The organism is Paenibacillus sp. HWE-109 (genome assembly GCF_022163125.1).
Lineage (GTDB): Bacteria > Bacillota > Bacilli > Paenibacillales > NBRC-103111 > Paenibacillus_E.
Genome location: NZ_CP091881.1, coordinates 4885495 through 4900282, shown reverse-complemented (window position 1 = coordinate 4900282; position 14788 = coordinate 4885495). Strand labels below are relative to the sequence as shown.

The following is a 14788-nucleotide window of genomic DNA, read 5'->3' as shown; positions in this document are numbered from 1 at the left end:
CAATATCCTGATCTTGGTTCAATCATATATTGAGCCGAGATCAGGACATTATTATAGTGAAAGGAATGGATATAGTTATGAAACAAGTAAAAGGCTATACAAAAAGAATATTGACGGTTTTTATTATGATTGCAATGATACTTACATGTACAGTACCTATTACGGCAAGTGCGGCCACGGCCACTACGTATCAGCCTACATGGGCTTCAGTCGATACACATACTGCATCCCCAGAGTGGTTTCAAGATGCTAAATTTGGCATATATTTTCACTGGGGAGCCTTTAGTGTACCCGCATTTGACAATGAATGGTACGGTAGAAATATGTATATTCCTAATTACTACGTTAATAGCTACCATAACAATACGTTTGGTACAACGACTGAATTTCCATATGATAAATTTATTACTGGCGGATACGATAAATCAGGTGTATTCCGACAATTTGCACCTAAATTGAAATCTGCAGGCGGTAATTTTGATCCCAATGAATGGGCCCAACTTTTTGCGGATGCGGGTGCGAAATTTGCTGGTCCAGTTGCGGAGCATCATGACGGTTATTCGATGTGGAACAGTACAGTGAATGAATGGAATTCAGTACAAACTGGACCAAAGCTTGATCTGTTAGGTCTATTTGCAACAGCCATTCGTGCAAAAGACATGAAACTATTAGCAGCCATGCATCATGCATATAATTTTAATGGATTTTATGAGTATGCCCCAACTCCGAGCACGACTTCGCTACAAAAGCTTTATGGTAAATTGCCGAAAGAGCAAGAAGACCAACTCTGGTATGATAAATTAAAAGAAGTTATCGATGGTTATCAACCGGATATTTTATGGCAAGATTTTGATGTGAATAAAGTGGCTGAAACACAGCGTTTAAATTTTTTATCCTACTATTACAATAAAGCAATTGATTGGAACAAAGAAGTGGTGGCCACATATAAAATACATGATCCTGCTTTTAACACAAATGGTGAAGTGGTTGATTATGAAAGAGGTGGACCTGCAGAGATTGTTACCCCATATTGGTTAACGGATGATGCGCTCAGCAGTTCAAGCTGGTCTTATACAAATGGCATAGCATATTATTCACGTCAAGCCATGCTGCATTCTTTAATAGACCGAGTTAGTAAAAATGGGAATATGCTCTTGAATATTTCGCCAATGGCGGATGGTACAATCCCTCAAGCACAAAAGGATATTTTGCTGGGTATGGGTGACTATCTCAAGAAATTTGGTGAGTCGATCTATTCTACGCGTCCTTGGACAACATATGGAGAAGGGCCTACTAGTATGGGAGGCGGAATGTTTGTTACCCCTGTAGCAGGAACTAATACAGACATTCGTTTTACAAGAAACAAAGCTAATAATACACTATATGCTACAGTATTGGGCTGGCCGGGCTCTCAATTAAATATTACATCACTTAGTACGAGTATGAACTTAAGCACATTAACAAATGTTCAATTGCTGGGTGAAACAGCAGGCAGCTATATTAATCTTCCAACCCGTACACAAGATACTTCGGGCTTGAAGATTACGATGCCAACTCAACCGTATACTGCGGATGCTTATGTCGTTAAACTTACGTTTTCAGGAGAGATTCCTCAAGCACCTATTGATTTAACTAAAACTTATCAAATCGTCAGTAGAAATAGTAATAAACCTTTGACTGTAGAAGGCAATTCGACAGCAGATGGTGCAAAAATTGAACAGCGAACCTTTAGCGGATTGACAAGCCAGAAATTTCAGGTTATCGCTACAGGCAACGGATACTATAAGATTAAAAATGTGAACAGTGGCAAGATGATGGATATTAGTGGGGGTTCAACGGCTGATGGTGCTCAAAATATACAATGGCCGGACAATGGAGAGAAGAACCAACAGTGGCAGTTGGTTGATGCCGGCGACGGATACTTTAAAATCAAGAATCGCAACAGTGGTAAGTTTCTTGATCTCGATGGTGGATCAACTGCAGATGGTGCATTAGCGCTCCAATGGTACGACAATGGCAGTCTAAACCAGCAGTGGAAGTTCATTACGACAACTTCGACCGTAAGCTTTAACAGTAATGGAGGCAGCGCAGTCACGTCTATCGTTACAGATGAAGGATTGAAGATTGCAGCTCCGGCAGCACCAACGAGAGCAGGCTACACATTTGTCGACTGGTATAAGGATACGGCGCTCACTCAAGCATGGAATTTTGCTGTGGATACGGTTCCAAGTACGAACATGACGTTGTACGCCAAGTGGAACACTGCAACTGCAATTACCGAAATCATGCCTGTAGCTGTAGCAACGCCTATCGGAACCGAACCGGAGTTGCCGGCGGTCGTAACGGTTAAATACAGCGATGCGACGACGCAACAAAAATCGGTTCAATGGGAATCGATCGATCCTGCCAAGTATGAGCAAGCTGGCAGCTTTAGCGTAACCGGAACGGTAGCGGGAACTGCGTTACATGCAGTTGCTAACGTAACGGTATCGGAAAATGCGCACAAAGCGGCGCTTGTCGCGTTGATCGCGAATGCCCAAGCAAAACACGATGCCGCCGTGGAAGGATCGGCTGCCGGCAATTATGGCACAGGCTCGAAACAAGCGTTGCAGACAGCCATAAACGACGCGCAGTCGGTTGCAGACAATCACTCTGCTACCCAAGAGGAATTCGAACAAGCAACGACTGCTTTGAACGCTGCATTGCAAGTGTTTGAGGCTTCCAAAGTTGAACATGCGACGGTTCATGTTCTGTCGGTCATTGTCACCAGCGCGTCGTCCATCATTAATACGAAGGGTGGAAGCCTTCAATTAGACGCAGCAGTGCTTCCTGCGAATGCAACGAACAAGTCTGTCACATGGGCTGTATACGAAAATGATGCTACGACGGCAACGGATAAAGCGATCATGGGCGCAAACGGATGGTTGACGGCTGTGAAAGACGGCGTCGTGAAAGTAGTAGCAACGGCAGCGGATGGTTCCGGTGTTCATGGGGAAAAGGTAATTACCCTAAGCGGTCAAACGGATATTATCGATCCAGGCACTGATCCTGTGAAAGTGGCGTCGATCAACATCACAAGCGCATCGACAGCTATTAACGTGAAGGGCGGAAGCCTTTCAATAAGTGCAGCAGTGCTTCCGGTTCATGCGACGAATCCGTCTGTGACATGGGCTGTTTATGAAGCTAATGACACGGCAACGGATAAAGCGATCATGAATCAATCCGGGGTGCTAATGGCTGTGAAGAATGGGACCGTGAAAGTTGTTGCAGGTGCAGTGGACGGTTCGGGGGTTCGCGGGGAAATCATGATAACAATCAGCGGACAAAATGACACTTCCAACCCTGGCACTGGTTCCGGTTCCGGTTCTGGCAATCCAATCACAGCCCCAGTGAAAGAAGATCCAACTAAGTATGTACCCAAGGATACGGAACTTAGGATCGAGCCTGTGCAAGAAAGTCAAACAGCGATTACGGCAATTATCAATCGTGAACGACTCGCGGAGAAATTAGCAGATCTTAAAGCTGCAAGCAGCTCAATCCTCAATTTCGAGATGTCTGGCGAGTATGAAAGGAACGCCGTACAGTTGCCGCTTGATATTTTGTATAACAGTCTTAAAGTAAATAAAGGAACGGTCCTGACCCTAAGAAATCATTTGGGATCATATAACCTGCCACTGTCCATCCTGAACCGTGAAGATGTTGCGAGCGTGGTTAATACCGAAGGCGCAGTGCTGATCATTCGCATGGATAAAGCGAAAAGCCAGCACGAACAGCAATTTGATCAATCCCTCTCAGAGAATGGTATGAAACGCGTAAGCGATATGATCGATTTCAAAGTGATTCTGAAAGCCAAGGATAAAGAAGTTGAAATTACGAACTTTGCCAACCGTTTTATTACACGTGTGATGAAAGTAGACGACACCATTCAAGATTCTTCAACTGCGACTGCGGTCGTTTACGACCCGATCACAGGAGAGCTGAAGTTTGTGCCATCGGTGTTCAGTGTGAAGAACGGAAAAACAGAAGCAACCATAACCCGAAATACAAATAGCCTGTATGCGATCGTTCAGAACAAGAAAACATTTGGCGATATGAACGGTCACTGGGCGCAGAAAGATGTTGAGAGCCTGGCTTCCAAGTTGGTGATCGATGGCACAACGGATCATACGTATACGCCGGAGATGCAAGTCACTCGGGCTCAGTTTGCAGCTCTTCTCGTAAGAGGGCTTGGATTGCCGACAGAGACGACGCCAAATGTATTTACAGATGTTGCCGCTACCCAGTGGTATGCATCAGAAGTAGGTACAGCCGCGAAGTATGGCTTGGTTCAAGGTGTAGGTGAAGGTCGATTCAACCCGGATCAACTGATTACGAGAGAGCAGATGGTCGCCATGATGATGAAAGCTGTCCATCTCGTTCAGGGAGACACGCAACCGGAGGCAGTGACGAATACCCAATTTGCCGATCAAGACCAGTTATCTGATTACGCCCGCAGCGCGGTAGCGGAAGCCACTAGCAAAGGTCTGGTTCATGGGAAAACAGCAACAACCTTCGCTCCGCAAGAGGCAGCCACTCGCGCAGAGGCTGCGGTGCTTATCAAACAAGCGATGCAATATTTGAAATTGATTAATTAAAGAGGCTTTGAAATATGTGCTAGGCTCAACGATTTGTTGAGTTTAGCACAGTTTTTGGTAAGGGGAGGGTGGAGTGAATCCAATTCGCTTTTTCAAAAAGAGTATTTTCAATAAAATAATGATCTCCTTCCTGTTCGTCATTGATTATACCTACATCATTTATCAGCATAAGCTCGTACTTCATATCCGTGAAAATACTAAAAGAGAAAGTAAGTGATTCATTCCACGAAAACCTTCTATATATTGGAAGTTCCATTGAAAAGGATTTATCGGAAATAGAAAAAATAACAGACTTAATCTTTATAAACGAAGATATTCAGCAGGCAATTAGTGCGGATAATAACAATCCATTGGACTACTATGCTAATTATAAGAAAGTGGATCAGGTTATGAATAATCTAGCTTTTTATTCAAATTATTATAAATACGTCACTTCTCTTTTTATTTTTGGCATGAACGGTAGTGAATTTAGATATGGGAATGGGAGTGATGCTTACGCCATAGATACGAAACTGCTGCTAGCATCGAATTGGTATAAACAATCGGAGAATTTAGGCGGGAACGTACTTTGGATTGGCGTGCATGACAATGATAATAAGTCAAGAATGACCCAGTTTAAACAGGTATTTTCACTCTCCCGATTGATCAGGGATTTTAACAACAGGAATATTGGAAGTTTATATTTGAGTTTGAATACGAATGTTTTCACGGATATTTTAAGCAAGGCATCCCCCAATACACAAAGTCAATTGTATGTTGTCGATCAGCTTGGGAAAATCGTTTACCCGCAAGAGAAGCTTGCCCAGAGTCTTGAGTCGGAAGGCATTATACTGCCTACAGAAAAGAATCTTTCGAACTTCGAGATCAAGAAAAACGGGAAATCTTATTTGGTATCTAATTATGATTTGGATAAGTATGGCTGGAAAATCGTGCAAATGGTTCCTCTCGAACTGTTGACGAAGGATAATAAAGTTGTATTTAAAATCACGACTGCGGTATGTATTCTTTCTTTGCTGTTTTCAGGAGTGCTTTGGTTTTTTATTTCAGCTGGGATTGTAAAACCTATCAAAAAGTTAACGTTAACGATGAAAGATGTGAAAGGCTCTAATCTGCTGGTGAAATCCAACATTTCCAATATTGATGAGATTGGTTTGCTTAGCGTTAATTTCAACTACATGATTGAGCGGATTAATTCGCTTTTTAGCCAAGCAGTAGAAGAAGAAGCCATGAAAAGAAAAGCGGAAATCAAGGCGCTGCAAGGACAAATCACACCTCATTTTCTGTACAATACCTTGAATACAATAAGATGGATGGCTATCATTCAAAAATCAGACGGCATTAAAGAGGTTGTAGATGCTCTGGGAAGATTATTGAAAAATACATTCAAAGAGCAAAGCGCGCTGACAACAGTAAGTGAAGAATTGAGCATGATTAAGGATTATATTTATATTCAACAAACGCGATATCGCGAGAAATTTCAGGTTTCTTATGAAATAGATGAACAACTGCTGCTTAAGAAATGTGTCAAATTCATTCTACAGCCGATCGTTGAGAACGCCATATTTCATGGAATTGAACCACTGGAAGAGCCTGGTTTTATTAGAATTAAGATATTCACTGATCATACAACACTCCAAATTACAGTTGAAGATAGCGGCGTAGGAATGTCGGCTTTTCAGGTGTCCCGAATTTTGGGGAGTAGTTTCAGATCGGAAGATTCCTTTGGCGGGATTGGTGTGCAAAATGTAAACCTTCGTATCAAAATGATCTGCGGTGACCTCTATGGCATTCAGATTGATAGTCAATTAGGTGTCTATACGAAAGTTCATATCGTTCTTCCTTTGGATATTAGTGAAGAATCTTTGCATACCGAGTAGGTGGTGAAAAAGTTGCTGAAAATATTAATCGTTGATGATGAAGCGCTTGTCAGGATAGGTATTAAAACGATCCTACCATGGGAAGAATTGGGATTCGAGCTTGTGGGTGAAGCAGAAAATGGGAAAAAAGCATTAGAGATGGCTAGAGCCTATTCACCTGATATTATTTTGACAGATATTAAAATGCCTGTGATGACGGGGATTGAATTAATCAAGCAATTAAGGCAAGAGAATCATCCGGCGAAATTTATCGTATTAAGCGCGTATGATGATTTGGTTTATGTCAAGGAAGCCATGAAGCATGGGGCGGAAGATTATATGTTGAAACTAGAGTTGGAGCCCGTGCAATTGATTCAGATTATGAAAGAGTTAAGTCTTTCAATAGCAGCAGCAAAAGATAGGGCTGTGAATGCGTCTGTTGCACAAGAATATCCAATTATACATACAGCCCTGCATAAAGAAAAGTTTTTTAAAGATATGCTTCTAGGTGTTATTCAGAATAGCGATGAAATGTTGCAGCAGTTAAATGTGCTTAATTTGAATTTTTTGGAGAAACCGCTCAGTTGTATGATCGTCGAAGTTGATGATTTGACTATTTATGATAAATATGGGGAAGCGCCTCATTTGCTTGATTATTCTATTCTCAACATCTTAGAGGAGGTTTTATCCAGTTATGCCTACGGGCATGTGGCGAGTATTCATCCCAAACAATTTGTCGTCATTTTCACTTTAAAGAAAAACGAGAGGGAGGATAGTGGCGAAAGGTTGCATGAGTTGACAACCAATATGAGGACTTCATTGCGAAAATATTTAAATACATCCGTTTGCATAGGGATCAGCAATGGACATTCGAATTATTTGTACATCAAGCAAGCCTTTAAGGAAGCGAAAGAAGCAATAGGATACAAATTTATTTTACCGAGGGGGAGCAATATTTATTATGGTGAAATGAAACGAATATCGATTCAAGAGAACGAAGATATTTCTGCAGAAATGAGGAAGGTTGAATTCGCGCTTCTGGATGGAGACATTAAGGCGATTAAGGACGCTCTAGATCTGTTAATTCAGAAAATGCGTCAATCCAATAACCTAACGAAGGAATTATTAACTGGATTATGCTATTCCATTTATTATTTATTTCAGACCTTTATGGAAAAATTCAAACTAACAGGCAAAGATATCGTCAATAAAGAGATGTACACGGATATAACTACAATGAATTTAAAGGTTGATTTCATCGAGTGGATTCATCATTTGAAACAGCGTTTTACTGAGCAGTTGATAAACAACAATGAGAATATGCGGGTATTTACAACCAAACAATTTATCAATAAGCATTACAAAGAAGATCTGTCCTTGGAAAAGGTTGCCGAATATTTACAGTTGTCTGCAGCCTATTTAAGCAATCTCTATAAAAAAGAGACGGGCCAGAATTTAATTGAATACTTGACGGAAGTTAAGATCAGTCAAGCGAAGTTCTTATTAAAAACGACGGATTTAAAAATCGCTGAAATCGCGCGAGAAGTAGGTTACTCGGATGAATATTATTTTAGCAAAGTTTTCAAGAAGAATGTCGGAGAGTCTCCTATCAAGTATAAAAACTTGTCAACACCGGAGAAGATCTAGAGGAATTGATCTGGATTAGTCATTCAGCTTACGCAGCGGGTTTCTGATTAATCAGAGGGTGTGCTGGTTCCAAAGACAAGAATATTCTGGTTAAATATGTTACTGCGAAAAATGCGCCCGGAAAAGAAGACAAAATCACTTTGAAAGCTATTACTCTGAATGACGGAGGTCAAGCGGTTAAATATCTGGATGCTCCAACCAATGTGACGGTTACTCGTGGGGTTAATAACTTTCGCGCCTAACGATGAAGCAACAAGAGCGGAAGCTACAATCCTTATTTTGGGCATGCTGAAAATAAAATGACAAACATAAATACTGTCCTATGGTCAAGAGATGACTGTAGGACAGTATTTATTTACATATAAGAGTTTATATCTTTTGAAGTGAACGCGGAGTTACTCCAGCCGCCCGGTGCGAACAGAGGGAGGGAACTATAGTCCGCTATTCTAGCCAAAAGTGTCATTTTCGGGAGGTTGAGGGAACTATAGTCCGCTATTTTGCTGTTATATGGGAATTTTTACGCTTTTTGTGGAAATAAGACCCTGTAGTTCCTCTATTACCTTCGAATCCCTACTTTTTGCCTAATTAGCGTCCCCTAGTTCCCTTACTAGGTTTTGCCGCTAAGAAGAGGCTGATTAGTCAGGGCGGCGAAGCCGTTTTTCTTAAATAGAACCCCGGATTGCCGTTGTAAGATGAGAACTTACACGCTGCGCAGCGTATATCGTTTACCTGCCTCGGTATCGAAGCGGATGACACCCTCCATCACAACTTCGTAAGGTACATGCGTGCCTTCCGAATCGACCGTGAGCGAAAGCCCGTTCGTGCGAATACGGCAGCTGCCGCCGAATTGCGCTTCGATTTCCGCTTCCTGAAGAGCGCCCTCTGCCCACGATAGACTAACGCTTATCGCGCCTCTTGCTCGGAGGCCCCTCACGAAGCCGGTCGGCCATGCATCCGGCAAGGCGGGCAGCAGTGAAATCTCACCGTCATGAGATTGAACCAGCATCTCCGCCACGCCGGCGGTAAATCCAAAGTTGCCGTCGATTTGAAAAGGCGGGTGGGCATCGAACAAGTTGGCGTAAACCCCACCGTGATGATAGTTCGTCTCGTCCTCTTTCACCAACTGCAGCAAATTGGAGATGAGCGCAAGCGTCCGGTTCCCGTCCTGAAAACGGGCCCACAAACAAATTTTCCAAGCCAGACTCCAGCCTGTCCCGTCATCACCGCGCCGCTCCAAGGAGGTTCTTGCTGCCTGAAACAGCTCAGGCGTTCCCAGTTCCGTTAATTGATGGCCAGGGTAGATTCCGAACAGATGCGAGACATGGCGGTGATGCACATCCTCGTCATCCCAATCTTTCGACCATTCCTGCAGGTGGCCGTGTTTGCCGATCTGCATCGGCTTCAGTTTCTCGCGCGCTGCTGCCATCTCAGCTCTAAGGGGCTCGTCAACGTTCAAAATGGTCGACGCCTCGATACTGCTCGTCAACAAATCCCAAATTAACGACATATCCATTGTCGTTGCCTGGCTGACCGCTGCCATCTGCCCATCCGCAGTCACAAACTTATGCTCCGGTGAGGTGGAGGGCGATGTGATTAGATGGCCGTTTTCGTCCGGATGCAGCCAATCCAGACAGAAAAGCGCCGCTTCTCTCATCATCGGATAAGCCTGCTCACGAAGATAACGTTCATCTTGGGTGAACGCGTAGTGCTCCCAGAGGTGCTGGCACAGCCAAGCAGCCGACATCGGCCATAGCGCCCACACCGGATCGCCTTGGCCATAGTCCCCGACAGGCGCTGACTGGCACCAGATGTCTGCGTTATGATGCGCGACCCAGCCTCTGCAGCCATAGTTCACTTCGGCCGTTTTCCGGCCTTTGTTGGACAAATTCTGTATATACCCGAGAAGCGGCTCGTGACATTCGGATAAATGGCACGTTTCTGCTAGCCAGTAGTTCATCTGGGTATTAATGTTCAACGTCCAATTGCTGCTCCATGGCGGGCGCAATTCTTTGTTCCAAATGCCCTGCAAATTGGCCGGCTGCGACCCTGCGCGAGAGCTTGCGATCAGCAAGTATCGGCCATATTGAAACAGCAGCTCCACGAGCCCGGCATCCTTCGCCCCATACCCGGCGATTCTCCGGTCAGTCGGCATTCGCTCTGCCGCCTCGGAAGCGCCAAGCCTCAGTTCCACGCGGTTGAATAATGCCGTGTAGTCATCTATATGAGCTTGCCGTAATTGCTCATAGGATTTGGCCATCGCCCGCTGCAGGCGCTCCTCATTAGCGGCGGCTACTTCACCGCTTTCCTTGGCAGGCGGCTTATCATATCCTTGGAAGCTGGTTTCCGCGCTGAACAGCAGTGTAACCGTTTTGGCGCTTTGAATATGAAGTCCGTCATGATCAATCGCATAAGCGCCGCCTTCAAGTTGAACGCCAATACGCCCCTCGAACCGCATGGCTTCCGTTGTTTCGGGTTCACCGTATACGACGGGGTGATTCCTATCGTAATAATTAGGATCAACATGCTCCGGGCAAATACCTTGCAAATACAGATGATCTGCCGTAAAGCTTGTTCGATACGGATGAGGGCTATCCAGCCGCGCTGTGAAATTCAGAGCGCCCGGAGCGCTTGCCTCGATACGGATCACAATGACTTGGTCCGGATAGGAAGCAAACATTTCGCGGGTATACGCAATATCGCCAATCTGGTACGACACCCTAGCGATGGCATCTGTCAAATCCAAGCTGCGCTCATAGGCCTGAACAATGCCTCCGTGGCGGAATTTCAGGTGAAGATCGCCAAGCGGCATATAGGATTGATTGTAAGGCCCCATCATCTCCTTGCTCTTCTTGTCCGCTTCCGTGTAACGACCTTCTGCTATAAGCCCGCGTACTTCAGAGAGAACGCGCTTCGCGTTCGGATTATTTTCGTCGACAGGACCTCGTCCTGACCACAGGGTATCTTCATTTAACTGCAAATGCTCAGCTTCCGGATCGCCAAAAACCATAGCACCCAGTCGGCCATTTCCGATAGGAAGCGCTTCGGTCCACGCTTTTGCGCAGCTTAGATAATGCAATTTCAAAGGTAACAGCTCCTTTTAGTGAATGGAATATGCTCACTCCAACTACATCACAAAATCGCCAGCTGGAATAAGGACATTACTAAGGTACTTTTGAATAAAGTTAACAAGAATGATTCTGCCGCGGGAAGCCACCTGCCAGAGTGCAAAAAAGTACATTTTTTCTTTATATTTTACAAATTGAATGATGTTCTATTGGATAGATGATGAGAAAGGTTAAAAATTCGAAAGATATTACATTTGAACGGATGTTATAAAGAATTATAGTAAAGAGGCAATAGATGTCCAAGCGAAAAGGGGTATGAAAAAGTGGAGAAAAATAAGTATAGAACTGTAAGCGTTTCAGTATTAATTTTTGGAATGATCGGCTTGTCTCTAGCAGGCTGCAGCAGCAAGAATGATGCGGGCGGCGCATCAAGCTCGGTCCCAACCGTTTCACCTGCTAGTACGGAAATGCCCGCACCTGTTGCCAAAAAGGAAGCCGTAACCCTCAAATGGTATTCGACTTCTGGCAATGCCAACTTGCCAGCAACAAAGACACTATTAGAGGCTTATAAGGCATATTCGGGCAACACCGTGGAGTTAGAAACCGTTGCTGGTGATGGAGATGTTATTTACAAAAAGATCGATATTGATCTTTCGACGTCTGGGACCGTAGATGTTATTCCTCTTCAGAACCCAATCATACATGCTAAATACGCAAACAGTGGCTTTCTCCTTCCCTTGAATGATATTTATAAGGATGCAGGGGTTGATTATGAGAAGAAATTCGGGAAATATTTAACCAAATTCAGCGATAAAGTTTATATGCTGCCAACTGGGGCTGGAACATGGGCCGTATTTTATAATAAAAAGATTTTTGATGATGCCAAAGTGCCTTATCCAAAGGGCGAATGGACATGGGATCAATATGTGGAAACAGCCCGAAAATTAACGGATTCAAGCAAAGGGATCTATGGTTCAAGCTTTCCCGATTACGATAATACCTTTTATTTATTAGCAGCCCAGAGAGGCATTAGCGGTTATAAAGCGGATGGTACATCGAATTATGATGATCCTGCCTTTAAAGAATCTTTACAGTGGTTGGGTGATCTGGGAAATAAATTAAAAATTCAACCGAGCTGGCTTGAAACAAAGTCAAAGAAAATTCCTTATGATGCCTTTATGAACGGCAAATATGCAATGCAATTTACGGGTACATGGTTTGCTTTTGCGCCAATAGATATGAAGACTTATCCGCGCGATTGGAAGGTCGGTATCACGCAGCCGCCAGTTGATCCTAATGGAAAGAACATGATCGGCATTACTTCAGGAAATGGCATCAATAAATATTCCAAACATCCTAAGGAAGCAGCAGATTTCGTGAATTGGCTTGCAGACAATCAATATAAATATGGCGGCTCCGGAACGCCAGCGCGTGTGGATTTAACCAAAGAAGATACGGATAAGATTTTCCAAGAAATGGCAGCTAAATTCCCTGCTGCAGATGGGATTACGACGGAGGATCTCAAAGACGTATTTCTGACGCCTAATCTGGGTCTCAAGCCAGAGAAAATTACGGGTTCGATTGCTGCGGAATACGGGAAAATTATTTTACAGGAAGGCGAGTCGTATCTTGTAGGACAAAAACCTCTGGATGATGCGGTTAAAGCAATCAAATCGCGTGCAGACGAAGCTATTGAAAAGGCTAAAACCTCGAAGAATTAATCATGTAATCCATTCGAAAGGGGCACTTCTGAAGATAGGGTGCTCCTTTGTTTCAGGAGGAGTCATATCATGCCTAAGCTTAAAATAAAGAGAAATATCGGAAGTCTGGAGAAACAAGAGGCACGAGCCGCGTTGGTATTTGTATTACCTTTTTTTATTGGATTTCTCATTTTTCAATTTGCGCCATTATTTTATGCCTTTTTTATTAGCTTCGTGGACTTGAATAATTTCAAACCATTGAACGCTGTTCAATGGGTGGGCTTAGCCAACTATATAGCGATATGGAATGACCCCATTGCAATCTCATCTTATCTCAAAAGTTTTTATTATACACTCCTCTATGTCCCCTGTCTTACGGTCGTTGGATTTATTGCTGCTGTGCTATTGAACAAACATTTCTATTTGAAGAGCTTTAGCAGATCTTTGTTTCTAATGCCTTATGTGGCTAACATCGTTGCGATCTCAATGGTGTTTTCATTGCTGTTCGATCCATTCGGAGGGGTTGTGAACGCCTTGCTCAAGGGACTAGGGATTGTTAATCCGCCATTGTGGTTTGCTAGTAGCCAAATGGCAATTCCTACAACGGCAATGGTCGCCGTCTGGTTGAATTTCCCTTTTCAAATGATTGTCTATTTGGCGGCATTACAAGGTGTATCCAAGGATTTATACGAAGCAGCTGACATGGATGGGGCATCGAAGCTTACCAAATTGGTTCGTATTACCTTGCCGATTGTCTCTCCTACAAGCTTTTTTTTGATCATAACAGCGACGATCGGTTCTTTTCAAAATTTCACGATTTTCAACGCACTGACCAAAGGCGGCCCTGGGACAGCTTCCCGAGTGAGCTCACTCAATATCTATGAAGAAGCTTTTTCATTCAATCACTATAGTTATGCTGCAGCACAAGCAATCGTCCTGTTTCTGATTATTATGGTTATTTCAGTGGTCCAATGGGGAGGGCAGAAAAAATGGGTGCATTATTAATAGCAAAGAAATCTACTCATCCATCCATCCATAAAAGTAGACGATCTATCGCTACTCTCTCTTACTCCATATTTGTATTGATTGTAGCGTTGATGATGATGTTTCCATTCATCTTTATGATATCTGCTTCTCTCAAAACGACGGCTCAAGCGTTTAACGAACCGCTTAAACATCTAATTCCTGATCAGATTTATTGGGGGAATTATCGAACTTTACTAACCTCGCCGAATTACTTTCTCTGGATTGGAAATTCATTAAAAGTGGTGGCCTTATCGATTGTATTACGCGGGATCGTCGTCACCATGGCCGCATATGCCTTTGCCAAATTGAATTTCAAAGGAAGAAATATTCTGCTGCTTATCTCCTTATCCACACTGGCTATTCCTCCCGACACAACAATCGTAGCCAGATTTCTAATCTATAAGTATATGCATTTAATCAACACGCATTGGGCGCTAATTATTCCAGCTGTGTTTGATGTATTCTTTCTATTTCTTTTGAGACAATTTTTCATGGGGATTCCCAAGGAACTCACAGAAGCAGCTATCATTGACGGATGCTCTCATTATCGTGTTTATTTTCGAATCATCCTCCCCCTTGCGGTTCCTGCCTTGATGACAATGATTGTATTTTCTTTCGTTTATATTTGGAATGACTATGCAACTCCATTTATCTTTATTTCAAGCGAGAAGAAGCAAATGGTAACCGTCGGACTTCAATACTTTTCAACGCAGTATGGTTCTAATTATTCACTTCAAATGGCTGGTGCTGCGTTTGTTATCTTATTGCCAATCCTGCTATTCGTTTTCGCTCAAAAGTTTTTTGTGGAAGGCATCACTTCAAGCGGTATCAAAGGATAACCATTGAAATGAGGTTTAATT

At 43.3% G+C, this 14788-nt stretch carries 7 protein-coding genes; 6 read left to right on the top strand and 1 reads right to left on the bottom strand.

Annotated features, from left to right (window positions below; translation table 11 throughout):
• The first annotated feature begins 77 nt into the window (after window positions 1–77).
• From LOZ80_RS20950 to LOZ80_RS20940, 3 genes are all read left to right on the top strand, one after another.
• Window positions 78–4634, top strand: coding sequence for an alpha-L-fucosidase (locus tag LOZ80_RS20950; RefSeq protein ID WP_238166531.1), 4557 nt, complete (start codon window positions 78–80; stop codon window positions 4632–4634).
• A 188-nt stretch (window positions 4635–4822) separates the two neighbouring features.
• A complete protein-coding gene (locus LOZ80_RS20945) occupies window positions 4823–6511 on the top strand; it encodes a cache domain-containing sensor histidine kinase (RefSeq protein ID WP_238166530.1) in 1689 nt (562 codons plus the stop codon).
• A 12-nt stretch (window positions 6512–6523) separates the two neighbouring features.
• On the top strand, window positions 6524–8137 hold the full coding sequence (locus LOZ80_RS20940) for a response regulator (protein ID WP_238166529.1): 1614 nt from the start codon (window positions 6524–6526) through the stop codon (window positions 8135–8137).
• Between the two features lie 700 nt (window positions 8138–8837).
• Here the strand turns inward: LOZ80_RS20940 and LOZ80_RS20935 are convergent.
• Window positions 8838–11219 carry a glycoside hydrolase family 95 protein gene (locus LOZ80_RS20935; protein WP_238166528.1) on the bottom strand — a complete coding sequence of 794 codons (2382 nt, stop codon included), beginning with the start codon at window positions 11217–11219 and terminating at the stop codon, window positions 8838–8840.
• A gap of 306 nt (window positions 11220–11525) precedes the next feature.
• Here LOZ80_RS20935 and LOZ80_RS20930 point away from each other — a divergent pair, with 306 nt between their 5' ends.
• From LOZ80_RS20930 to LOZ80_RS20920, 3 genes are all read left to right on the top strand, one after another.
• Window positions 11526–12923: an ABC transporter substrate-binding protein gene (locus LOZ80_RS20930; protein ID WP_238166527.1), complete on the top strand. Its 1398-nt coding sequence runs from the start codon at window positions 11526–11528 to the stop codon at window positions 12921–12923.
• A 69-nt stretch (window positions 12924–12992) separates the two neighbouring features.
• Entirely contained in the window at window positions 12993–13907 is a 915-nt protein-coding gene (locus tag LOZ80_RS20925) for a carbohydrate ABC transporter permease (RefSeq protein WP_238166526.1), read from the top strand.
• Window positions 13892–14767 (top strand): carbohydrate ABC transporter permease, encoded by an 876-nt coding sequence (locus LOZ80_RS20920; RefSeq protein WP_238166525.1) that lies wholly within the window; start codon window positions 13892–13894, stop codon window positions 14765–14767. Before LOZ80_RS20925 ends, LOZ80_RS20920 begins: the two co-directional genes overlap by 16 nt.
• The last annotated feature ends 21 nt before the right edge of the window (window positions 14768–14788 follow it).